Source organism: Prochlorococcus marinus str. NATL2A (assembly GCF_000012465.1).
Classification (GTDB): domain Bacteria; phylum Cyanobacteriota; class Cyanobacteriia; order PCC-6307; family Cyanobiaceae; genus Prochlorococcus_B; species Prochlorococcus_B marinus_B.
On the sequence record NC_007335.2, the window covers coordinates 1296175 to 1319571 of the forward strand.

At 35.2% G+C, this 23397-nt stretch carries 28 protein-coding genes and 1 tRNA gene; 22 read left to right on the forward strand and 7 right to left on the reverse strand.

The window, feature by feature from the left end:
• The first annotated feature begins 6 nt into the window (after window positions 1-6).
• Window positions 7-285, forward strand: a complete 279-nt coding sequence (locus PMN2A_RS07145; RefSeq protein WP_011294878.1) for a SemiSWEET family sugar transporter — start codon at window positions 7-9, stop codon at window positions 283-285.
• A gap of 76 nt (window positions 286-361) precedes the next feature.
• Complete coding sequence (locus PMN2A_RS10830) at window positions 362-523, forward strand: hypothetical protein (RefSeq protein ID WP_011294990.1); 162 nt, start codon at window positions 362-364, stop codon at window positions 521-523.
• A 57-nt stretch (window positions 524-580) separates the two neighbouring features.
• Here the strand turns inward: PMN2A_RS10830 and PMN2A_RS07150 are convergent, their stop codons facing one another.
• Both PMN2A_RS07150 and psbF read right to left on the reverse strand, forming a co-directional pair.
• Entirely contained in the window at window positions 581-1009 is a 429-nt protein-coding gene (locus tag PMN2A_RS07150) for a hypothetical protein (RefSeq protein ID WP_011294879.1), read from the reverse strand.
• Window positions 1010-1175: 166 nt separating this feature from the next.
• On the reverse strand, window positions 1176-1469 hold the full coding sequence (psbF, locus tag PMN2A_RS07155; RefSeq protein ID WP_011294880.1) for a cytochrome b559 subunit beta, long form: 294 nt from the start codon (window positions 1467-1469) through the stop codon (window positions 1176-1178).
• Between the two features lie 190 nt (window positions 1470-1659).
• On the opposite strand from psbF, the gene PMN2A_RS07160 reads away from it, so the two are divergent.
• The 3 genes from PMN2A_RS07160 (at window position 1660) to PMN2A_RS07170 (ending at window position 3458) form a co-directional block, all read left to right on the forward strand.
• Window positions 1660-2106 carry a hypothetical protein gene (locus PMN2A_RS07160; protein ID WP_011294881.1) on the forward strand — a complete coding sequence of 149 codons (447 nt, stop codon included), beginning with the start codon at window positions 1660-1662 and terminating at the stop codon, window positions 2104-2106.
• 416 nt (window positions 2107-2522) lie between these two features.
• Window positions 2523-3038 carry a flavodoxin FldA gene (fldA, locus tag PMN2A_RS07165; RefSeq protein ID WP_011294882.1) on the forward strand — a complete coding sequence of 172 codons (516 nt, stop codon included), beginning with the start codon at window positions 2523-2525 and terminating at the stop codon, window positions 3036-3038.
• Between the two features lie 180 nt (window positions 3039-3218).
• Window positions 3219-3458 carry a CopG family transcriptional regulator gene (locus tag PMN2A_RS07170; protein WP_225866302.1) on the forward strand — a complete coding sequence of 80 codons (240 nt, stop codon included), beginning with the start codon at window positions 3219-3221 and terminating at the stop codon, window positions 3456-3458.
• A 14-nt stretch (window positions 3459-3472) separates the two neighbouring features.
• On the opposite strand, the gene PMN2A_RS07175 is transcribed toward PMN2A_RS07170, so the two are convergent.
• The 3 genes from PMN2A_RS07175 to PMN2A_RS07185 are packed head-to-tail and all read right to left on the reverse strand — an operon-like array spanning window position 3473 to window position 7377.
• Window positions 3473-5311: an ArnT family glycosyltransferase gene (locus PMN2A_RS07175; RefSeq protein ID WP_011294884.1), complete on the reverse strand. Its 1839-nt coding sequence runs from the start codon at window positions 5309-5311 to the stop codon at window positions 3473-3475.
• A complete protein-coding gene (locus PMN2A_RS07180; RefSeq protein ID WP_011294885.1) occupies window positions 5312-6421 on the reverse strand; it encodes a glycosyltransferase family 4 protein in 1110 nt (369 codons plus the stop codon).
• A 5-nt stretch (window positions 6422-6426) separates the two neighbouring features.
• Complete coding sequence (locus PMN2A_RS07185) at window positions 6427-7377, reverse strand: DMT family transporter (protein WP_011294886.1); 951 nt, start codon at window positions 7375-7377, stop codon at window positions 6427-6429.
• 54 nt (window positions 7378-7431) lie between these two features.
• On the opposite strand from PMN2A_RS07185, the gene sppA reads away from it, so the two are divergent.
• The 12 genes from sppA to PMN2A_RS07240 all read left to right on the forward strand — a co-directional run bounded on the left by sppA (window position 7432) and on the right by PMN2A_RS07240 (window position 18364).
• Complete coding sequence (gene sppA, locus PMN2A_RS07190; RefSeq protein WP_011294887.1) at window positions 7432-8241, forward strand: signal peptide peptidase SppA; 810 nt, start codon at window positions 7432-7434, stop codon at window positions 8239-8241.
• Window positions 8238-8615 (forward strand): chorismate mutase, encoded by a 378-nt coding sequence (gene aroH, locus PMN2A_RS07195; protein ID WP_011294888.1) that lies wholly within the window; start codon window positions 8238-8240, stop codon window positions 8613-8615. Before sppA ends, aroH begins: the two co-directional genes overlap by 4 nt.
• Before the next feature lie 97 nt (window positions 8616-8712).
• Complete coding sequence (locus PMN2A_RS07200) at window positions 8713-9288, forward strand: DUF2808 domain-containing protein (protein WP_011294889.1); 576 nt, start codon at window positions 8713-8715, stop codon at window positions 9286-9288.
• Between the two features lie 47 nt (window positions 9289-9335).
• Window positions 9336-9473: a 50S ribosomal protein L34 gene (rpmH, locus tag PMN2A_RS10155; protein WP_011294890.1), complete on the forward strand. Its 138-nt coding sequence runs from the start codon at window positions 9336-9338 to the stop codon at window positions 9471-9473.
• Window positions 9474-9518: 45 nt separating this feature from the next.
• Window positions 9519-9905, forward strand: coding sequence for a ribonuclease P protein component (gene rnpA, locus PMN2A_RS07205; RefSeq protein WP_011294891.1), 387 nt, complete (start codon window positions 9519-9521; stop codon window positions 9903-9905).
• Window positions 9902-10312 carry a PH domain-containing protein gene (locus PMN2A_RS07210; RefSeq protein WP_011294892.1) on the forward strand — a complete coding sequence of 137 codons (411 nt, stop codon included), beginning with the start codon at window positions 9902-9904 and terminating at the stop codon, window positions 10310-10312. The genes rnpA and PMN2A_RS07210 overlap by 4 nt, the downstream gene beginning before the upstream one ends.
• 84 nt (window positions 10313-10396) lie before the next feature.
• Window positions 10397-11545: a membrane protein insertase YidC gene (yidC, locus tag PMN2A_RS07215; RefSeq protein WP_011294893.1), complete on the forward strand. Its 1149-nt coding sequence runs from the start codon at window positions 10397-10399 to the stop codon at window positions 11543-11545.
• Between the two features lie 57 nt (window positions 11546-11602).
• On the forward strand, window positions 11603-13081 hold the full coding sequence (locus tag PMN2A_RS07220; RefSeq protein WP_011294894.1) for an AAA family ATPase: 1479 nt from the start codon (window positions 11603-11605) through the stop codon (window positions 13079-13081).
• Between the two features lie 122 nt (window positions 13082-13203).
• Window positions 13204-14484, forward strand: coding sequence for a serine--tRNA ligase (serS, locus tag PMN2A_RS07225; RefSeq protein WP_011294895.1), 1281 nt, complete (start codon window positions 13204-13206; stop codon window positions 14482-14484).
• A 19-nt stretch (window positions 14485-14503) separates the two neighbouring features.
• Window positions 14504-15589 carry an RIP metalloprotease RseP gene (gene rseP, locus PMN2A_RS07230; protein ID WP_011294896.1) on the forward strand — a complete coding sequence of 362 codons (1086 nt, stop codon included), beginning with the start codon at window positions 14504-14506 and terminating at the stop codon, window positions 15587-15589.
• Between the two features lie 119 nt (window positions 15590-15708).
• Complete coding sequence (gene rpsN, locus PMN2A_RS07235; protein ID WP_011294897.1) at window positions 15709-16011, forward strand: 30S ribosomal protein S14; 303 nt, start codon at window positions 15709-15711, stop codon at window positions 16009-16011.
• A gap of 184 nt (window positions 16012-16195) precedes the next feature.
• Entirely contained in the window at window positions 16196-18364 is a 2169-nt protein-coding gene (locus tag PMN2A_RS07240; RefSeq protein ID WP_011294898.1) for a polyribonucleotide nucleotidyltransferase, read from the forward strand.
• 3 nt (window positions 18365-18367) lie between these two features.
• Here PMN2A_RS07240 and PMN2A_RS07245 read toward each other — a convergent pair whose 3' ends face one another.
• Window positions 18368-19282, reverse strand: a complete 915-nt coding sequence (locus PMN2A_RS07245) for a 3'(2'),5'-bisphosphate nucleotidase CysQ family protein (RefSeq protein WP_011294899.1) — start codon at window positions 19280-19282, stop codon at window positions 18368-18370.
• 1 nt (window position 19283) lies between these two features.
• Between PMN2A_RS07245 and rsmI the strand changes: the two genes are divergently transcribed.
• Together rsmI and PMN2A_RS07255 are read left to right on the forward strand one after the other, a co-directional pair.
• Complete coding sequence (gene rsmI, locus PMN2A_RS07250; RefSeq protein WP_011294900.1) at window positions 19284-20171, forward strand: 16S rRNA (cytidine(1402)-2'-O)-methyltransferase; 888 nt, start codon at window positions 19284-19286, stop codon at window positions 20169-20171.
• Window positions 20172-20225: 54 nt separating this feature from the next.
• Complete coding sequence (locus PMN2A_RS07255; RefSeq protein WP_011294901.1) at window positions 20226-20465, forward strand: hypothetical protein; 240 nt, start codon at window positions 20226-20228, stop codon at window positions 20463-20465.
• Window positions 20466-20479: 14 nt separating this feature from the next.
• Here PMN2A_RS07255 and PMN2A_RS07260 read toward each other — a convergent pair whose 3' ends face one another.
• Entirely contained in the window at window positions 20480-21343 is an 864-nt protein-coding gene (locus PMN2A_RS07260) for a hypothetical protein (protein ID WP_011294902.1), read from the reverse strand.
• 278 nt (window positions 21344-21621) lie between these two features.
• Here PMN2A_RS07260 and PMN2A_RS07265 point away from each other — a divergent pair.
• The 3 genes from PMN2A_RS07265 (at window position 21622) to PMN2A_RS07275 (ending at window position 23360) form a co-directional block, all read left to right on the forward strand.
• Window positions 21622-21695: transfer RNA gene (locus tag PMN2A_RS07265), tRNA-Arg, on the forward strand.
• Between the two features lie 358 nt (window positions 21696-22053).
• Entirely contained in the window at window positions 22054-22761 is a 708-nt protein-coding gene (locus PMN2A_RS07270; protein ID WP_011294903.1) for a tetratricopeptide repeat protein, read from the forward strand.
• Entirely contained in the window at window positions 22761-23360 is a 600-nt protein-coding gene (locus PMN2A_RS07275) for a 2OG-Fe(II) oxygenase (protein WP_011294904.1), read from the forward strand. The genes PMN2A_RS07270 and PMN2A_RS07275 overlap by 1 nt, the downstream gene beginning before the upstream one ends.
• Window positions 23361-23397 lie beyond the last annotated feature (37 nt).

The following is a 23397-nucleotide window of genomic DNA, read 5'->3' on the forward strand; positions in this document are numbered from 1 at the left end:
AAAAAAATGAGTCACCTTAATTATATAGATTTATTTGGTTTTTCAGCTGCTCTGCTAACTACTATAGCCTTCTTACCCCAGCTATATAAGACATGGGAAACAAAATCAGCTGATGATGTTTCATTAGTTATGTTGATTTTATTTATAACAGGCCTTATTTGTTGGATTATTTACGGTTTAAAAATCCATTCAATTCCTATTCTAGTCGCTAATATTGTTACCTTTATTTTTAATTTTATGATCTTAATTTTAAAGCTTAGTTATAATAAAAAAAATAATAAGTAGTTTCTTTTATATATATTAAATTATTTTTTTTCACCTTCCATACAGTGTATAGTTAATTAAGAATTAATCTAATTAAATGTCAGGAGAGGAACTTCAACTTATTGGCAGATCTTTAGCTCTGCATCCACCCGTAATGATAATCACACTTGGTCTATTCATGTACATTAGAGGAAAAGCTATTGCAAGTAGCAACCCCACTAAAAAAGTTACTCCATTTTTTCCTTTTAGAAACGTCTAAAAAATATATTTAAATTTCAACAGCTATAAAACCTAAAGAATATTCTTGAATTAACTTTTAACCAAATGGATTGGTCCCTTTTAGTGGGCCAACGAAAAGGAACTCAATAACAGCTCCTGTTATTGCAACTGGAAAAACCCAAATAGACATAAATCTAATTCCCATAAATTTCATTCCACCTTTACCGGCAAAAGCATCTTTAGTCATTGTATAAACAGTCTCAGTATCACTAACCTCGTAAGAATCATTAATACCAGATTCATAAGGCTTCACGAAATCCATTCTACTAACTAAATTTCTAAATTTATTTACCGCAACAATTGGCCAAACCCATAAAAAAAAGATTCTAGACCCTAATCTATTAGCATCAGATTGTGGATTTCCCAGGTCTTTATCACTATTTTTCTTTGGGAATGAATCTTCGATAATTGAAGCTATTTGCTCTTGGTCAGTTGGAAAATCAACTACAGTATTTTCAGAATCCATCTAAAACTTATAATTTGGAATAATTATAAGATGAATTGATTATTTTTGTATTAAAGAAATAATTTAATATTTATTGGTAACAATGACCATTAAAAAAAAGACCCAATATTAATTAGGTCTTTTTTATAGTTAATTTTTAAAAAGAAATTTTGATAACTATTATTTTTTATGCGTTTATCACTCCGCGGCGGATAAATTGCATTGCAAAAATTGCACCTAGGAAGAATACAGACGGTATACCTAATGCATTCACTGCCAAAGTCCTAACGGTAAATACAGGATATCCATCTGAGGGTCTTCCTTTATCTGCAACAATTGCAGTATCTTCCCAAACTTGCTGGTTTTGAATAGTAGGACCGTTATCCCATACAAATACTCCCCATCTTCTCAACCAATAATCAGTAAAGGCAACTGAAAAAATGACTGGTGTTAATACCAAGAGTAATTTGAGGTTGATCATCCATCTATATATTTATCCAATAAATCTTGGCATATCAGAGCCAAAAAGGCTGATTGATTGATTGACCTTATGAATTCTGTAACAAATTGGTCCGATTTTAGAAGCTTTGATAACTCTCTAAGTTGACTCGCTTTACTTCTGATATTGTGGAATCATTGCCCTAACAGGCGTAAATTAATTGGTTTAATTTATGGAATTCGGATTTAAAGAAATTCTTTTTGGGTTGGCGGGTGTAAGCATGATTGCTTGGGCCGGAGTAATAGGCCTCTGGCATACTTATATGTTCCCAAGATTCTTCAGAGAAGATACAAGTCGACTCAATTCCGCTTCTTCAGCAACTTCAGTCATCTCAGAAGCTCAGTCAGCCCCTGAGAACAATAGTCCCAACAAGCCTTGGTTCCTTGATGACGAAGGTGGCACTCTTACACCTAAGACAGCAATGGGAGCAATAGGTCTTAGCGATAGAGGAAAATACAGCAAGAAATCTTTTGTAGTTGCTGATTTCAATCCTGTTGAAGCTGGTTATGGAGTTAATAGGCTTTACACTTCGGTTTTAATTGGCTTGGCTATCAGTACATTTGTAATAATTTCCTTTGGACTTCAAAGTGGATTCGGAATGATGGGACCAAACTTATAAACCATCTGAATTGAAAAAAGACAGCAATAGTAAGCAAAATTTAATTTTTCTAAGTACATAAGAGCCTTAAGTACAACCAATACAAATGTTTTCAGATAAAGATCTTTAATAACGTCCTTTTTGAATAATTTTCAAATCTTTTCTTTAAAGTTAATTAAAAATCGATAGGAATTTATCTTTTGTTCTAATACTTTTGAAGATTTTTCCTTTAAAAGCCTTTTGAGCACTAGATTTAAGAATCGTAATAGAGATGAAGAAGAATATGAGAAATTAATTTTCTAGAGAGAAAAGCAATAAATATTGACTTATTTATGTATCAAAAATCAATATTGAATAGACAAGAAAATTTAAAAAAAACCAAATTCACTCTAAATGTGCAAAGCTGCTTTAAAATATTCTTGATTTTAAATTGCTCCATGACTGTAGGAATCTACTTCGCTACAACAACAGGTAAAACCGAAGATATAGCTGAACGGCTGCACGGATTACTTGACTCTGCTGAAGGTCCAAAGGATATTTCAGACGTCGATGACCTTAGTGAATTAGCTGGACATGATGGGGTTATTTGTGGCATCCCCACATGGAACACCGGTGCTGACTCTGAGAGATCAGGAACTGCTTGGGACTCAATCCTTGAAGACATTGGGGAGCTAGATCTCAGTGGTAAGAAAGTTGCAATTTTTGGTTTAGGAGATTCTTCTACTTACACCGAAAACTATTGCGATGCAATGGAAGAGCTTCATAGATACTTCCAGCAAGCAGGTGCTTCAATGGTTGGATACACTGCAAAGACTGATTACACTTTTGACGAGTCAAAAAGTGTAGTTGGAGAAGAATTCTGTGGGTTACCTCTTGACGAAGACAGTGAATCAGACATGACTGACGAAAGGCTTTCTGGATGGGCTGAAAAACTAAAAGGCGAAATGTTCTAAGCCTTAAACATAAACTGATAGATCTTCCTAGGTAATTGCTTAGGAAGATTTTTTTTGTTCATTTTTTATTAGATTAAAAATTCAGAAAAGTTAAATTAAAAATATCCCTAAAAAAGTCATTTTCTGAAGCTATTCAAGAAAATGCCCCAAAGAGCCCGACGATATCTTAATGTTTTCTTTATGAACTCAAATAATTGCTCAGGACAAAACGTTTCTATAAACGTAAATCTCTCTTTAAAAAATGAGACTTTGCGAATTTTGGTAGAGATGTCAAATGATATGGGAGCAAGTCTTGAGGATGTAATAAGCTCGATAACTGAAGATTCGGTAATTGATTTAGAGAGGCTTCAGGATGATCTAGGCATTGTTATTATCCCTGAAAGATGTAGCAAACAAGATTTAATAAATTCGATTCAATAGATATTTGACGTTTTTTAAAATCTCTCTGGTCTAGGATTTTTCCAAGTAGAACTAACACCATCTGTTTTCAAATATTTAGCTCGTCTTTCAATAATTTCTCTATCAAGTCTCCAAACGCTATAAACACCAAAATTACCTAAGACTTCTGGATTAAGTCCTTGCCAATAAGATTTTTCCACTGATCTTTTATCAATAAGTAAAAGAGTAGTTTGTGATCCATTGGATCCATATATTGGCATTCCTTTCCAGCCTCTTCTCTTCTCATTTTTAAGTCGATCTGAAACATTTACAAAAGCATTTTTAGATCTACCTTCAAAAACAATGACTTGATTAGTATAAAAATGAATTGAGGGTTTCATAGCTCCTACCATTACTAAAGGCTCGTTTCTATTTTGGGAATTTAAAAGTAATTCTGATGCTTGTCTTAATGGGAGTTGTCTTAACCTATCTGCCAAATCAAAAGTTGGTAAGACAATCAGGAAATGAGATAAAACTAAAGGGATTTGCAAAATTAATAGTTTTCCATATATTTTTCTCGATGAAAATATGATTCCTAGAACAGCAATTAAAAGAAAAATAAATCCAGCTTTTTCAATTAAAAAGCTATTGTTTAATTCCTCTGAGAAGTTTGGAATCTCAGGATCATTAAGAAGCTGAATCCATAGCTTTGAAGAGAAAAGAAATATAGAAAAGAGTATTGATAAAAATATTGTAAATTTCCAAGCTAAAGATTTTAAAAATTCCTCTTTAACATTATTAGTTAAGGAAAGTGATATTAAAACTGATGCTGCAGGAGTAGCAGGAAGCCAATAGCTCGGTAGCTTCGTAGCTGAAATAGTAAAGAACACAAATACAGCTATTAACCAAAAAAATGAAAACTCAAATAATGACTTTTCTGGTCTTTTTATAACTCTTCTAGACCATTTAGTTACATTGTAAAAATTCTTCCAAATACTTATTAATAAAAATGGAGTAAATGGCAAAGAAGCTATACATAATACTGTTAAAAAAAACCACCAAGGCTCCCCATGAGAATTTACTACTGAGGTAAATCTTTGAAGATTATGATACCCAAAAAAACTATCTAAAAAGGGTTTTCCCTCGATTAATAATTCAATTAAATACCAAGGAAAACTAATAATAAAGACAAGAAAAAGTCCAGGAATTACCCTCAATATTTTTAAAATTCCTAAAGGCTTATTTTGAAAAAAGGCAAAAAATAATATTGTTAATCCTGATAAAACCAATGCTACAGGACCTTTAGTTAAAACTGCAAATGACAAAAAAATCCAAGACAACCACCAAACTTCTCCTTCTGGATTAGCGAATCTTCTCCATTTAAGAAGCAAACAAATTCCAAGAGTGCTGCAAAGGAGTGCATCACTTACGGCAATTCTTCCCCAAATTATTACCAAAGGCGACAACGCAAATACCACTGCAGTAATAACTGCAGTCCTTCTATTGAAATTATTTTCTTCTTGGGGATATTTCATCATTGTGTCCCCTAAAACAAGCATTAAAAAAATTGTTGATAATGCAGAAGGAAGCCTGGCAGCCCATGTACCTAAAGGGTCCCAAGAATTATTTCCTGGGATCGAAAATCCCAGTCCCATTAACCAATAGACCAAAGGTGGCTTGTCAAATCGAGGTAATCCATTTACTTGAGGAGTAAACCAATTACCCGTTTCTGCCATTGCTCTACTGGCTGCCGCAAACAAAGGTGGTGTTTCATCAACCAAACCTGTTTTCCCTAATTGCCAAACAAAAATTATTAATCCAATAAATAAAATACAAAGAAGACCACGTCTTCTTTGTATTAAAGTTGGGTAAAAAGATTTAGTTAAACTTTTCAATTAATCTTGCAAGTCTGCTGAGATTTTCTTATTTAAGCCTTTATGAAGCCAATTCTCCACTCTTTCTGCAAAGACTTTGCTGGTGGCTTTTTTTTCAAACCAAGCTCTACAATTTTTTCTTTTGATTTCTGAGATTGATTTTGTTGCTTTTATCAAACCTTCAATATCATTGGGCTTAACCAAAAAGCCATTGAATCCATCTTCGATCAATTCGCCTGGTCCTCCCAAATCATATGCAATTACAGGAACACCACAAGCCATCGCTTCAACAATAACATTGCCGTAGGCTTCATTCCATTTGGGCGTGTTTATTAACGCTCTGCATCGTCCAAGTTGTTCCTGAAATTTATTCGTTGGAAGAAATCCTTTCCACTCAACAATTTCGTTTGTGAAGGTATTTTCAATTTTTGATGCATATTCTTTATCTTCTATGAGTCCCCAAACTAATAATTTTTCACCCAAATCATTCGCAACTTTTACTGCATCTTCTAAACCTTTCTCTGGCGCTATTCTTCCAGCCCAACCTAATGGTCCATTCTCCATTTCATTGAATAAATAATCATCCGTATCAAAACCATTTCCAACGATAATTGGATCAGTTTTTAAAGAATAATCTTTAGATTGTCTTTTAGTATGAAAAGCCAGACGAAAAGGAAATAATTCACTTATTTCACTAATAGTTTCTTTCATTACTATTGATTCAGCGCCCATACTAATTAAGTGAAATATTTTAATTGATTGTGTTTTTGTTAACCATAATGGAAGCCAATCATATGCAAAATTAATAACTGCGTCGGATTTATTTGCGATATCAATTACCTCTTCCCATAAATTTGGTAAGACACTTTTAGAAGGAATTAAAACTGGATCTTTTCTATCCTGATGCTGCCAACTAGGTTGATCAACTCCATCTATTAATCTTATTTCAAGCAACTCACTTTCGAAAGGTAATTTTGATCCTTTTGGTGCAATTAAAATAATTTTATGACCTAATGAAATTAATCCTTTTATAAGAGAAACAATAGTAAGTTCAACTCCTCCGCCTTTGCCACTGCCCAGATAACCTATAGGTGTACTTACAAGAATAAGTTTTAATTGCTTTTTTATCACTTAAACTAAGCCTCTTTTATTAATTCATTATCACTTTTATTCCCCCAGAATCTTCGTCTCTGACTTACAAATAGTACTGATATTAAAACCAAAACTACTCCAATCCACTGAAGGAGAAAAAGTCTCTCCCCTAACCAAATCCCGCCAGTAATCAAGGCAAATACAGGCGTTAAAAATGCAAGGGTGCTAAAGCTTGTTAATTCTTTTCGACTTGCAAACCAAAAAAATAATCCATAGGCCAATGCGCTACCAAACAAACTTGAATAAGACATCAAAGTCCATTCAAAAGCAGACCAGTCTGGAAACAATGGCCAGTTTTTATCGAAAACATGCCAAACGATAAGAGGAACACTTCCTAGAACCATGTGCCATCCAGTTACAGCAACAGGATCACTTTTTCTACAAGCAAATCGAATAAGCACCGTCCCTAAAGCCATCGAGGTTGCTGCGCATATCATCCATACTTCTCCATGGCTTAAAAAATTACTTCCTGATTCAAAGTTGCCAAGTAAAAACCAATTTCCTAGTAATTCAGTAGGGACTCCAAGACAAATTATTCCAACCAAGCCAAGCACCAAGCCAATCCATCCAATTGGATTAATTGCATCTCCAAACAGAATTCTTGCTAACAAAGCAACCATCAAAGGTTGGGAATCTATAAGAACAGAACCCAATCCTGCGCCAGTTTCCATTAACCCTTTGGCTAGAAAAATCTGAAAAAGGGTTGCGTCAATCAAAGTAAATACTAAAAACCACACCAAATCATCTTTTGAAATATTCCAACTCCTCTTCAAGAAAGGAACTGAAGCTAAAACTACTAGACCAGCAGGCAAAAGCCTTAGTGAGGCTACAATCTCAGGTCCCGCGGCATTAACCAAAGGTGCCATCGCCGCCATTGAGGTCCCCCAAAGAGCGAAGGGCAAAATCATCAAAAACCAATTCCAAATGACAAACATAAGGTCAGAAAGCAATCTCCTTTTTAAGATCAATAAAGTTATGCATAAATTTGAATGATTTGGCCCTTGAGACGAAAATCCAAAAAGAGGATGGCACGAATCTGTATTGAAGGTCCTATCAATTCAGAAACTCGAAAAATTGTTCTAAAAGCATTAAAGCAAATTGAGGAAAGAGAGTTTCCAGCCCTATTACTTCGCATTGATAGCCCTGGGGGAACAGTTGGTGATAGCCAAGAAATCCATAGTGCTCTCTTGAGGCTAAGAGAGAAAGGTTGTCACGTTGTAGCTAGTTTTGGCAATATCTCAGCTTCAGGTGGAGTCTATATAGGTGTAGGTGCTGAAAAAATTGTTGCAAACCCAGGAACAATAACAGGATCTATTGGTGTGATTTTAAGAGGAAACAACCTATCTAAGTTATTAGAAAAGGTTGGTATTAAATTCGAGACTGTAAAAAGTGGAATCTATAAAGACATTCTTTCCCCTGATCGCCCTTTATCAACAGAAGAGAGAGCTCTTCTACAATCATTAATTGATAGCAGTTACGAACAATTTGTTTTAGCAGTTTCAAAAGGAAGAAATTTAACCCCAGAAGTGGTTAAGAGCTTTGCCGATGGAAGAGTTTTTACTGGAGAGCAAGCTAAAGAATTTGGGCTGGTAGATGAAATAGGTGATGAGAATGATGCAAAACTACTTGCTATAAAAATTGCAAACCTAGATGAAAAAACAAAACCCATAACATTTGGTAAAACCAAAAAGAAATTATTAGGGTTTTTACCTGGAGGGAAAATAATCCACAATCTTGTAAATGCATTAAACCTTGAGTTGGAGGGGAATGGTCAGATCCTTTGGCTCTTTAAGCCATGAATTGTCAAAATGAATTGACTTATCTGTGTGCATTGAGGGGGGCAACGACTTGTGAAAACAATTCTGTTGAGTCAATCACTTCTGCGGTAGAGGAATTGTTAGTTGAATTAGTTTCTAGAAATAATTTGATCCCAGATCAAATTATTTCTATTACTTTCTCCGTAACATCAGACTTAGATGCTTGTTTCCCCGCTTCTATTGCTAGAAAAAACACTGGCTGGGAAAAAATCGCACTTTTAGACTGCCAGCAAATGTTTGTTAAAGACGACTTACCAAAATGTATTCGTCTACTTGCTTATGTTTCTTTACCAAACGAGCAAATACCTAAAAATCCTTATCTTGGGAAAGCAAAAAATTTGCGTCCAGACAGATAAATCAAGATTTTTTTCCAACAACCATTTATATTCATTCAAGATCATGCAAATGCACTTGAAAACTTTCAAGTGATTTATATTTCTAAAACTTCAAGTTATGTTCAAGAAAAAATTATTATCAGCTATCAAGAAAAGTTTTTTTATTGGATTTTCAGCTTTTTTATTTGGAACAGGGTCTTCTATTTTAGCTCCACGAACTTCGGCATCCCCAGGTTTCTTTGAATACCAATGGGATCCAGAACCTGGATATAAAAGACTTAAATATTATCAATCATCCTCTGAAAGGAATGAAAGATCTACTTATTACTTTTTCCTTAGAGGGAAAGATAGAAAAGAAGATATTAAAAAATTAACGATTGCAATTCCTGATTATTTCAAAGCAACAATCAAGACAAAAAAATTAAATCTCTGCAAAGTAAAGGTCGGTGGATATACAGAAAGGACTCGTTGTTTAGAAAACATTCCTTCTCTGATTGAAGTTAATGATAAACAAACTATTATTGATATCTTTCCAGAAAAACCGATTCCTTTTAATAAGGATAATTACGCCGTAGTAATGAAAATTTTCAATCCCAGAAAAAGAGGTATGTTTCAATTCCGAGCGCTATCACAAAACGCAGATGAAATTCCAATCTCAACATATTTAGGGACTTGGAACATAGACGTACAGTGAACTGATAAATTAACCTTTGTATTTATCCAATAAGAGCATAAATAGAAATGACTAAAAGGACCTTTGGAGGAACCAGTAGAAAAAGGAAAAGAGTTTCTGGTTTCAGAGTGAGAATGAGATCTCATACTGGAAGGAGAGTTGTAAGAACACGTAGAAAACGTGGAAGATCGCGCTTAACTGTCTAAAAGAAAATTCTCAAATAAAGATACTTACAACAAAAGTTTCTTCTAATGGTTTTGCCAAAACATATGAGACTCAAAGGTCATAGATGTTTTGACTTCATCTATAAAGAGGGTTCAAGGTTCTACAGCTCCTCAATGGTTCTTAGAGTTACAGACGCAAATAAAAAGCCTCAAGTCAAAGGGAAACAATCAAAAACAAGGCATTCTATAAAATGTGCCATATCCATAAGCAATAAAGTAAGCAAAAAATCAGTTACAAGAAATAAGCTTCGACGGTTATTCCACCATCATTTGTCATTAAGACTTTCTAATATGGCCTGTGATAATGAGATTTGGGCTTTTATTTCTTTAAAGCCTTCTTGCATGAAAAATCCCGACAGCACTTTGCTTAAGGAGTGTGACAAACTACTCACTAAGGCTGGAATAACAAAATGACAATTAGTCCCAACGAAGACATTTTTTACGAAGGTGGTCCTGCCAGCAGCGACCTAATAATAAATTTAATTGCTGGGATAACACTTATTGGTCTTCCTTTTACTTTTGGAGCCTTAGTTAGAGCCCTTTGGGTTAGATACAAAATAACGACTCGTAGAATATCCGTTACTGGTGGATGGCTAGGTAGGGATAAAACTCAAGTTGTTTACAGTCAAATCTCTGAGATCAGAGCCATTCCAAGAGGTCTAGGATCTTATGGTGATATGGTTCTAGTCCTCAAAGATGGGGCTCGCCTTGAGATGAGATCGCTTCCAAATTTTAGGGAAACAGAATCCTACATCCTTGAAAAAATAGAAAAATCACCCGCTAATAAGCCTGATAATGAGGTTCAAGGCTTTTCAAACTAATGAGCCCTCACAAACATGTGAGACAAGAACACATCTTCTAAGGCAAACTGGCCTAACAACCTTAAACTTTCTACCTTTAAAACCGTGATCGGGTACATCTCTGACAATCTACTTATCCCGATCCTAGATTTTTTCTACGGATTAGTTCCAAGCTATGGACTAGCGATTGTCGCATTAACTATAGTTATCCGCCTAGCACTTTTTCCTCTTAGCGCTGGCTCCATTAGAAGTGCAAGAAGGATGAAGATAGCTCAACCTGTCATGCAAAAAAGACAAGCTGAGATAAAAAGCCGCTATGCAAGCAATCCTCAAAAGCAACAAGAAGAATTAGGCAAATTAATGGGTGAATTTGGAAGTCCCTTAGCTGGTTGCCTTCCTCTGATTGTTCAAATGCCAATATTATTCGCATTATTCGCAACTCTAAGAGGATCACCTTTTGCTGATGTACCTTATCTTGTCAATATCAAAGTTCTTCCATCAGACCAAATAGCCGCTGTAGAGCCCAAACCTTTCAAGAGCGCAAAACACTCCATATTCATAACTGAAAAGAATCATTTCCCTGTTATCGCAGCTCTTCCGGGAGGTACAAAAATCGGTTCAGGTGATTCAGTTAAAATCAATCTGCAAACCGTGAATGGAGATTCATATGTAAACGAATTGCAGAAATATGAAAATGGATCGAAATTTTCTCCTTCTTGGAAAGTCACGAAAGGGGAAGACATCGTAAAAGTCTCTTCTGATGGGACTGTGAATGCACTTAATCCTGGAGATGCCACCGTAGAAGCGAAGATCCCTGGTTTAGCAGCGAAAAGCGGATTCTTGTTTATAAAAGCATTAGGAAATGTTGGTTTTTATGTAGATGGCTCAATTCATTGGGATATTGCAATTTTAGTAGCAGGTTTTGGTTTAACACTCGTTATTTCTCAAGTGCTCTCTGGAAGAGGAATGCCTGTAAATAAACAACAATCCACAGCGAATAAAATCACACCGGTAATGATTACTGGAATGTTTTTATTCTTCCCTTTGCCTGCTGGTGTTTTGCTTTATATGGTCATTGCAAATATTTTTCAAGGGTTACAAACATTTCTCCTTAGCAGAGAATCCCTACCAGATAATTTGCAAAAAATACTTGATGATCAACTAAACCAGCAAGATAAATCAACTGTTTCTATTGCTTCAGAAGTAATTTCTGATTCCGATAGATTACCCTTTGAACCAAAAAGTAATAAATAATTTTAAAAGCAACTTATTATATAAATTCACCCTCATAGAGAATCAAATCAATAACTGATGTCTAATTGGGAGGAACAACTTGATCTACTAATTCGAGCTAGAACTCCAATTATTTGGATAAGGAGTAACGAAGAAGAAAGAGTTGAAACTCTTTTACAAAATTCTACTAAAAGGCTTTCTCCAAGAAGACTTGCAACTTGGGATTACATTGATGGAATCAGTAATGTTCTTAATTCCAATAATCTTGGGTCAAGGCAGCCAATGGCCGTCCTTGAATGGCTTAAAAAACTGGATGAAAGTTCTCCTACTATCCTTTTGCTTAAGGATTTTCACCATTTTTGCGAAGATCCAGGCATTCTAAGAATGCTAAAAAATCTAACTATTAATCTTCGTTCCAAGCCTCATTCAATAGTTATAAGTTCTGGATTATGGAGCCCCTCAAATGATTTAGAAGAAGATCTAACGATTCTTGATCTTCCACTACCCAAGGAAAATGAAATCAAGACCCTTTTATCAAATATTGCTCAAGCTAGTAATTCTCAATTAGACGAAAACGTTCTTAAGGAACTTACAAATGCATGTGGTGGTCTAAGTGAATCAAGGATCCGTAAAGTAGCCGCTAGGGCTCTTGCGCAAAGAGGTCAAATTGGTAAAAAAGATTTAATAGAAGTACTGGAGGAAAAACGCCAATCTATTGCGCGTAGTGAAGTACTGGAATATTGCAAAACAAATAAGTCGCCAAATGACGTTGGTGGTTTACAAATATTGAAAGATTGGTTGAAGCAAAGGAAACAAGCCTTCTCCGAAGAAGCAAAAGATTTTGGATTACCTTTACCTAAAGGTGTTTTATTAGTTGGCCCTCAAGGGACAGGAAAAACTCTAGTAGCGAAAGCAATAGCGAATAGCTGGTCTATGCCCTTGTTAAGACTTGATGTAGGCAGATTATTTGCTGGATTAGTTGGAGCCAGTGAAGCACGGACAAGGGAGACCATTCAGCGAGCCGAAGCTATGGCACCTTGCATTTTATGGATTGACGAAATTGACAAAGCTTTTGGCGGAGATGGGAGGAGTGACGGAGGAACCAGTCAAAGAGTGCTTGCAAATATTCTTACGTGGATGTCAGAAAAAACTTCTTCTGTCTTTCTTGTAGCCACTGCAAATGGAATAGATAAACTTCCTCCTGAACTACTTAGGAAAGGAAGATTTGATGAAATTTTCATGCTGGAATTACCCTCCAGGAATGAAAGACATAGCATTCTTGAACTTCATCTTCAAAAACGAAGACCTAATTTAAAAATTGATTTAAATGCTGCTTTGGATAGAACAGAGGGATTCTCTGGTGCTGAATTAGAACAATCCGTTATCGAGGCAATGTACTTTGCATTTGCAGAGAAAAGAGAGCTTGTTGAAGGTGATTTAATTCTCGCTACAAGTCAACTAGTTCCTCTTTCAAGAACTGCAAGAGAACAACTTGAATCTTTAAGAGAATGGGCTTCTAGCGGAAGAGCAAGAGCTTCATCTCCAAAACTTTTTTAGAATTTTCTTGTTGTTTTTATTCTAATTAATCTAAAAAAGTCCTTGATTTGAAAGAATCTAACAAGTGTGATTAATTTAGGAGCAATTAACGATTAGGCTGAAACTACTTCCTCATTTAGATAGTGATAGATCAGAGACTTCTAAGAGAAAATCCTAATTTAATTTCGGAAGGGCTTAAATCAAGAGGAATGGATGTTGACTTAGGACCTCTACAAAAATTCTGCAAAGATCTTAAAGAGCTAGAAGAAAAGAGAAATTCTCTACAAGCACAGGGGAATTCAATTGGGAAAGAGGTTGGACAAAAAATAAAACAAGGTCTTCCTCATGATTCTGAGGAGATTTCAAATCTTCGTGTTAAGGGCAATCAAATCAAAAAACAAGTTGGAATAATTGAAGAGGAAGAGAAATCAATTTCAAATAAATTAAATGAACAAATCCTTTGCTTACCGAATCTTCCAGAGAAGAATTCTCTGGAAGGGAAAAACGAAAAAGATAATAAGGAACTAAGAAGATGGGGAGAACCTATTTCGGGAAATACTTTAAAAGAGCATTGGGAAATTGCTAATCAATTAAACCTCTGGGATAGTGAGAGATCTTCTGTAATAGCAAAAAGTCGATTTGTAACCCTTTTTAAGCACGCTGCAAAACTTGAGAGATCACTTATAAATTTCATGCTTGATTTACATATTAAAAAAGGATATTTAGAAGTTCTTCCTCCAGCTCTTGTTAACACAGCCAGTCTTACTGGTTCTGGACAGTTACCAAAATTTGCAGAAGAAAGTTTTCGGTGTGCTGATGATGATTTATGGCTGACACCTACTGCTGAAGTTCCAATAACATCTCTCCATCGTGGAGAGATCATCCCTAGAGATTTGCTGCCATTAAGGTACGTTGCTTATAGCCCTTGTTTCAGAAGAGAAGCGGGAAGTTACGGAAGGGATACGAGAGGTCTGATCAGACTTCATCAATTCAATAAAGTTGAACTTTATTGGTTTTCTACTCCAGAAAGATCTGAAGATGCTCTAGAACAAATCACATCTGATGCAGAGTCTGTGTTGCAAGAACTTGAACTACCTTATCGAGTAATTCAACTTTGCACAGGCGACTTAGGTTTCTCAGCAAAAAAAACTTATGATTTGGAGGTTTGGCTTCCAGGTGCTAACACTTTTAGAGAAATATCTAGTTGCAGTAATTGTGGAGATTTTCAAGCTAGACGTTCATCAATACGAACAAAAGATAACAATAAAAAAAATATACTTTTGCATACATTAAATGGAAGTGGATTGGCTATTGGTCGCACTATGGCTGCGATTTTGGAAAATGGTCAACAAAGTGATGGAAGTATCAATTTGCCAAAAGCCTTAATACCTTACTTCGGTTCAAACAAATTAAAGCCAGAATAACCCAATCAAAATCTAATTAATGAACGTTCTCTTATCTATAGCTGTACTTGGCCTTCTGATTTTTTTTCATGAATCTGGTCATTTTTTAGCAGCAGTACTTCAAAAAATTAAAGTCAGTGGATTTTCAATTGGTTTCGGACCAGCTCTTTTGAAAAAGGAAATAAATGGTATTACTTATTCACTTAGATCGCTTCCTTTAGGTGGATTCGTTTCCTTTCCTGATGAAGAAACTGATTCACTAGTTCAACCTAATGACCCAGATCTTTTAAAGAATAGACCAATTCACCAAAGAGCAATAGTTATTTCAGCGGGTGTCATAGCAAATTTATTACTTGCATGGATTGTACTTATTGGTCAAGCAAGCTTTGTAGGAATTCCTAATCAACCTGAGCCAGGAGTAATAATCATGGGAATCCAACCAGATGAGCCTGCATTTAATTCTGGATTAGTGGCTGGAGATCGAATAATGAGCGTAAACGGGAAAGAATTAGGAAGCGGTAAGGAGGGGATTATGAATTTAGTCAATATCATTCAAAATTCATCGGGGGAAGAATTACTTTTTGAAAGAGTTAATGAAGGAGCAAACGATACAGTTTCTATAATTCCAGCTGAAAACGAAGGGAATGGGAGGATAGGAGCTCAATTGCAACCAAATCTTCCTAATGAAGTATCGAAAGCAAAAAATATTGGAGAAATATTTAATAGCTCGAATTCACAATTTTATGAATTACTAAGTCGAACAGTTATTGGCTATAAAAGCTTGATTACTAATTTCTCTTCAACGGCTCAGCAGTTAAGTGGTCCAGTCAAAATTGTTGAAATTGGAGCTCAGCTCTCAGAGCAAGGGGGCTCAGGTCTTGTACTCTTTTCTGCTTTGGTTTCAATTAACCTTGCAGTTCTTAACTCGTTACCGTTGCCACTGCTAGATGGAGGACAACTTGTACTTCTAATTCTAGAAAGTATCAGAGGGAAGCCTGTTCCTGAAAAAATTCAATTAGCTTTTATGCAATCAGGATTTGTTTTACTTGTAGGACTAAGTGTTGTTTTGATAATCCGAGATACTACTCAGCTAGCATTAGTTCAACAGTTTGTTCACAGACAATAACTTCAAACTGTTTGTTATTTTGAATTAAAAAATATTTTGAAAATAAATTTCTAGCAATTTCTTAAAACAATCAGGTAAGGAGTTAAAATGTTTATCAAATGAGCTAGATAAGCCCTTTAATGGCCAAAAAGTCAATGATAGCGCGTGATGTAAAGCGCAAGAAACTAGTAGAAAGATACGCAGCTAAGCGTAAATCTCTTATTGAGGCTTTCAAATCAGCCAAGGATCCTATGGAAAGACTAGAAATCCATAGAAAAATACAAGCTTTGCCTAGAAATTGTGCACCAAATAGAATTAGAAATCGTTGTTGGGCTACAGGAAAGCCAAGAGGAGTTTATAGAGATTTTGGACTTTGCAGAAATCAACTTAGATCAAGAGCTCATAACGGAGAATTGCCAGGAGTAGTAAAATCCAGCTGGTAAAAACTAACAATAAATTCATTTATACCTAACAAGTGGGAAAGATTATATCTCCCACTTTTTTTTTAGTTTATAGTTTCAGTAATTGTTGTAAATGTTTTCTCTAGAAAACAAATCTATCGAAATTTTTACTCAATTAGTCCCATTAAGTGTAAGAATGTCTGAAGACAAAAAGCTATAAAGGCACGTGCAAGGTCAGACAAAATCCGTTTCTTTCGATGGTAGAGAGATAAAGCTCACTACAGGGAGATTTGCTCCACAAGCTGGTGGTTCAGTAATGATTGAGTGTGGGGACACCTCTGTCCTAGTAACAGCAACAAAATCATCAGGAAGAGAGGGGGTTGATTTCTTACCCTTAATGTGTGATTACGAAGAAAGGCTATATGCGGCAGGAAGGATTCCAGGGAGTTTCATGCGTCGTGAAGGGCGTCCTCCTGAGAGAGCAACTTTAATTTCACGACTTATTGATCGTCCAATGAGACCTCTTTTCCCAGGTTGGATGAGAGACGATATCCAAATAGTTGCTACATGCCTCTCCTTAGACGAGAGAGTTCCAGCGGATGTTTTGGCTGTTACTGGAGCTTCAATGGCAACATTAATGGCAGGTATTCCTTTCCAAGGACCTATGGCTGCTGTTCGCGTTGGGCTCTTGGGTGATGACTTTGTCCTGAATCCTAGTTATCGAGAAATAGAAAGAGGTGATCTAGACCTTGTAGTTGCTGGAACTCCAGATGGTGTAGTAATGGTTGAAGCAGGAGCCAATCAACTTTCAGAACAAGACGTTATTGAAGCCATTGATTTTGGCTACGAAGCCATAACTGAATTAATCAATGCTCAAAAAGAAGTTTTAAAAGAATCTGGAATCAAGCAAGAGATGCCTAAAGCCCCTGAGATTGATGACACTATATCAACCTATTTAGATAAAAACTGCACAAAATCAATTAGTGAAGTTCTAAAGAACTTTGATCAAACAAAGGAAGAGAGAGACAATAAAATCGAAGAAATAAAGATAAGTATTTCTGCAAAAATAGATGGACTAAAAGATGATAATGCTGTAAAAAAATCTCTTTCTTTAAATAACAAGCTCCTAGAAAATAGTTATAAAGCTTTAACTAAAAAGTTAATGAGAGAGCAGATAATCAAAGAAGGTAAAAGAGTCGATGGAAGAGAATTAAATGAAGTAAGAGCTATTGATGCTGATGCTGCAGTTTTACCTAATAGAGTTCATGGATCAGCGTTATTCCAAAGAGGTTTAACTCAAGTCCTCTCCACTGCAACATTGGGCACTCCAAGCGATGCTCAGGAAATGGACGATTTAAACCCTAATACTGATAAAACCTACATACATCATTACAACTTCCCACCTTACTCAGTGGGAGAGACTCGACCAATGCGAACTCCTGGAAGAAGAGAAGTTGGTCATGGAGCTTTAGCAGAAAGGGCGTTAATACCTGTACTACCAGCAAAAGATACTTTCCCATATGTTTTAAGAGTTGTTAGCGAAGTCTTGAGTTCAAACGGCTCTACTTCTATGGCTTCAGTATGTGGAAGTACTCTTGCACTTATGGATGCAGGAGTCCCATTAAAAGCCCCTGTAGGTGGAGCAGCTATGGGTTTAATCAAAGAAGGAAAAGAAGTACGGATATTGACTGATATTCAAGGCATTGAAGACTTTCTTGGAGACATGGATTTCAAAGTTGCAGGGACAGAAAAAGGAATTACAGCCTTGCAAATGGATATGAAAATAACTGGACTTCCAATTGAGACAATTGGGGAAGCTATTAATCAAGCACTTCCTGCGAGGACACACATATTAGGAAAAATGCTAGATGCAATTGAGACACCAAAAGACAACTTATCTCCTCATGCCCCAAGATTGTTAAGCTTTAGAATCGATCCAGAGCTCATAGGAACTGTTATTGGCCCTGGAGGAAGAACAATAAAGGGGATCACAGAGAGAACTAACACAAAAATCGATATAGAAGATGGAGGGATTGTCACTATTGCATCTCATGACGGAGCAGCTGCAGAAGAAGCGCAGAGGATTATTGAAGGTTTAACGAGAAAAGTACATGAGGGAGAAATTTTCCCTGGCTCTATCACAAGAATCATTCCAATTGGCGCCTTTGTTGAAATCCTTCCTGGTAAAGAAGGAATGATACATATTTCTCAATTATCCGAAGCAAGAGTTGAAAAAGTTGAAGATGTTGTAAAAGTTGGAGACCAAGTGACTGTAAGGGTAAGAGAAATAGATAATCGTGGGCGCATTAATTTAACTTTGAGAGGAGTCTCTCAAAATGGTGGAATGAGCAATTACCCTGAGCCAACTCCTACTCCTGTTGCCCCTCTTACTTAAAAATTAGACGAAGTATTTAGGTTCTTCCAGAGAGAAAAAATCCATAGCTTTTTGGCAAATCTTTTGATGAGATTTTCCATGGCTTGCAATTAAACAACCAGATTGAGAATAGTTTTTTTCTTGGTAAACTAAATTTTTTCCATCTGCATGAGAGAACATACCACCAGCCGCCTCAATAAGAGCATGTGGAGCAGCCATATCCCAATCCTTGGGTGAAGTTTTTCCAGATAGAGAGATATAAACATCTGCTTCTCCCCTCAAGATTGAAGCAACTTTACAACCGACACTGCCTATTTTTTTTGTCTCACCAAAGCACAGAGTTGACAGAAGGTTATTAAGTTTTGATTGTTGATGATTTTTACTTGAAACTAGTATCAATTTCGAAATATCCAATCTATCACTAAAAGAAAAGTGGTTTTTAGAGCCATCACGATCTTCAAACCATGCACCAATCCCAACAATTCCAAACCATAATTCATTCTTTTCAGGTATCAAAACTATCCCGATTTTTGGCTTTTTTTTGTACGCCAAAGCAATATGAACTGCATAGTTTTCAGATCCTTGAAGAAAATCCTTTGTCCCATCTAATGGATCAAGAATCCAACACCAATCTTTTTTATAATTATCTTGCTGAAAAGTTTTCTCCTTAGAAGTTTCTTCGCTTAAAATATCCCATTCTTTGAAAGCGAGATTATCCTTCAATCCAGAGATCAATAATTCATTCACTGCCATGTCAGCTGCAGATACTGGGCCATCCCCGCCTTCCTCTACATTTAATGATTTAGGGAAGCCATATGGAGGTTCACCACCTCTTGCATATGCCATCAAAACATCAGCGGAAGCCCAGCTAAGCTTTCTAAGCTCATCCAATAAAGTCGGTAATTCGACCTCTTTTGGCACAACAAGATCAATAGACATAATGGATTTAATTGATGAAAAGCAACTTCAACAAGAAAGATCAGAACCTTGTCCAGGGACTCTTTACCTAGTAGGTACGCCAATAGGTAACTTAGGCGATTTATCACCAAGGGCAAAGTCAATACTTAAGAATGTTTCTCGAATAGCTTGTGAGGATACACGTAGAAGCGGACAATTATTGAAAATAATAAAATCTGAAGTACCACTACTGAGCTATCACAAACATAATTTCAAAAGTCGTCAATCTCAATTATTAGAAATCCTAGAACGTGGTGGGAGTCTTGCCTTAATTAGTGATGCTGGCTTGCCAGGGATCAATGACCCAGGAGAAGAACTTGTTCATGCTGCAAGATCTAATAGTTATGAAGTGATTTGCATACCTGGGCCTTGTGCAGCAACAACAGCGTTAGTAATAAGTGGATTGCCCTCAGAGAGATTTTGCTTTGAAGGGTTTCTACCAAAAAAACAAAGCCTTAGGAAGAAACGTTTGGAAGATATTTCTCAAGAACAAAGAACGACTGTAATCTATGAATCACCTCATCAATTAATCAAACTTTTAGAGGATTTATCTATTTCATGCGGAAAAGAACGCCCTATTCAAATCGCGAGAGAACTTACAAAAAGATATGAAGAGTCAATAGGTAAGACAATTGAGGAGGTAACAAAATATTTTATTACAAATAAGCCAAAAGGAGAATTCACAATAGTTTTAGGAGGAAATAATAATAAGCAACAGAATAAAGTAAGTGAATCAGAAGCCTTAAATAAGCTTAATACATTAATAAATCAAGGAGAAAAATCTAATATTGCAGCGCAAAAAGTCGCAGAAGAAACAGGATATAAAAAAAAATGGCTTTACTCCAAATTACATAAGAGGCTTGACAAATAAACTTTTTCACTTGATGCTAATTAAAAGATAAATTCTAATTATCAAATTTTCTAAATGTTTTTTAGATTAAAACTTTTAACTCTAAATATTTCCACCGCAATATTTCTAATTTTATTTCTTTGCCTTGGATCCCAAAATCTAGAAAAAAAATATAGTTTAGATCTGATTATTAATAAAACGGTAGATCTTCCAATTGGTTTCTTAATGGGTACATCATTTACTTTAGGATTAATTTCTGGAGGCCTAACTTCAGTATTAATTATTAAAAATAATCAAACAATTAAACCAAGATAAAATTTTAACAATGATTAATTATCCAATCCTATTATTGAATCTTCAAGAATTAATCTAGTGATTCCCTTTGAGATTAAATATGACTGTGAAAGTTTAAAAACGCTTGTGTTTGGGATCTTAATAACTCTCTGACTTCTAGAACATATTCTTTTTGCTGAACGTTGATTAGAAAATAATAAAATTGCTTTTCTTTGCAATTCATTTTCTGGCAAAAAGCTCCATTCTGGTAAATCAGAAATAAGTTGTAACTCTAGTTCTACTTTCTTATCAACAATCATATAAACGCTCTCTGGAAGACATTCATAATCAAGTATCTCAAAATCCGATTTTTGCTTCTGTAGGTCAAAATCAAAACCAGAAACAAGGGGGGCTATTTCCTCGAAATTATCATCAAAGTTTTGATTATTTATATCCTTATCATAATCTTTACTTTTTTGAATAACGGAATATTGATCTTCTACAAATCCATCAGCATCCTCAGGGTCTAAAGAAGTAATTTCATCAACACCAAGTCTATGATATTCCTCATTTACCTTTAAATATTGATCTTCTTCTTTAATTTTTTCTTTAAATGAAATTAATAAACTTTCATTTTCTAAATCTTCCTTTTCTTGTTTTACCTTTTCATTCTCAACCAATTTCTCTTTTTTATTGATGATCTTTGATCTTTTTTTCTTTAAAAGTGTATATTCACTCTCAGACAAAAGAGTTTTGACTGTTCTATTTATAGTATTTGGAGTGCAATTATATTTTTCTGCTAAGGCATTAGTATTATCTCCAGACCTATATGCCTCTAGGATTTCAGTCTTTTGTGTCTTGGTCAATCTTCTTGAAACCATCTCTATTATTTCTATATATCCAAGATAAGACTTAATCATAAGAAGTAGTAAAAAAAATTCTCAACCTATAAAAACTCCTACAAAAATTTAGAAAGCCAAAGAACTCATCACCCAAAATCTATATCCCTACTTAATTCTTTGGTTATAAATTTAATTTTCCTATCTTTTAAAAGACTCAATATCAAGCAAGCCTTAACCAAGCTATTGTTGGTCTGCTTAATTCTGCTTGTGGTGGGCTGCATGAGTATGTACTCTTAAAGAGCTGGTTTTTGAAATCAAGGTGCGTTTTGTCGTCTTTATTTTAAAGATCTGTTTTGGCTCCCTTAGCTCAGCTGGATAGAGCAACTGCCTTCTAAGCAGTGGGCCGCTGGTTCGAATCCAGCAGGGAGCGTACTCAAACCAATGTGATACCAAGAGATTACAGTAATTCGACTAAGTAAGTGTTGGAAAAAAGGTGAGACATCTGAGGTCTTTTTTTTGTCCCAACTACTCAATATGCTGTCAGACGTACGTCCCTAATCGGTTGTCAGCAGTGATTATTATTTGAAAAATCTAAAAGTTCACAGAAGCGTTCGTAAAATCAGAAAACTAGGCTAAAAAAACTCATAAGGCATAATGGATCTGAACTAATTACTTCCTTTTGCAAGAAGATAATCCCCAGCCTAATTAATGAAGGCAATGTATTTCTATCAAGTTCCTTAGGAGGATAGTATTATCGAAGAAAATAAAAGACCCTGCAAGTTTAAAACATGAGCGGTTTTGGAGAACAGAAAAAGTCAAAAAAGAAAAGCAATAAAAAGACCACACATTCTAAAGAAGAAATAATAAATCAAGCATTTAAGTTTCATTCACAAGGAAATATTCGAGAAGCTACAAAATATTATCAAAATTTTATAAGTCAAGGTTTCAAGGATCACAGAGTTTTTACTAATTACGGAGGCATATTAAGAAATCTTGGAAAATTAAAAGAAGCAGAATTATTAACCCGTAAAGCAACTGAGCTAAAACCTGATTTCGCAATGGCGCACTCCAACATGGGAACCATCTTGATAGATCTTGGTAAATTAAAAGAAGCAGAACTATCTACACGCAAAGCGATTGAACTCAATCCTTATATTGCAAATGATCATTTAAATCTTGGAAACATATTAATTGAACTTGGTAAATTAAAAGAAGCAGAATTATCTACTCGCAAAGCGATTGAACTTAATCCTGACTTAGCTGATGCTCATTACAATCTAGGTATCATCCTGAAATATCTAAACAAGTTAGATGAGTCTATATACTGTTACCAGAAAGCTATAGATTTAAAAAAAGATTTAAAAAAAGCGATAGCAGAAATGGGAGTTACGATGACCTTAATTGGAAATTACAAAGAAGGACTTCAAAAAATAAAAGAAGGCTATGGTTCAATTATCTTTAACCACACAACTAATTCTATGAAAATTGAAATTTAATGGAAAGATTAAACACACCAATTTCAAATCTACACCCTAATTTTATTAGCTCTTGGATCATAAAACCACTTTCATTATGCGATGATCTCATAGAGTATTTTGAATCAAATAAAGCAAATCAAAAAAAAGGATTAACGGGAAGTGGTTTAAATACTAATAAAAAAGATAGTTTTGACATAGTCATTAGGCCAAAAGAAATAATATTACCTAGAAATGAGGTTTTCAAAAAATACTTTGAAAAACTTTTTGAATGTCATAGTGATTACATTTCTCAATGGCCTTTTATAAACAATCTTTGTCAAAAATATGAAATTGGGTCTTTTAATCTACAAAGATATACACCAGGCCAGCATTTTAAGGAAATCCACACTGAGCGAACAGGAATAGGAACTCTTCATCGCGTTTTTGTTTTTATGACATATTTAAATGATGTAAAAGAAGGAGGTTCAACATATTTCAGCCACTATGATCTGGAAATTGAACCTCGAAAAGGCTTAACTTTAATTTGGCCTGCTGAATGGACACATGCCCACAGAGGTAACATATTAAAAGCTGGAAAAAAATACATCATTACGGGTTGGATCAATTTCCCTAGTTAATGTTTACACTAATTCAATACTTTAGGATAAGAAGAAA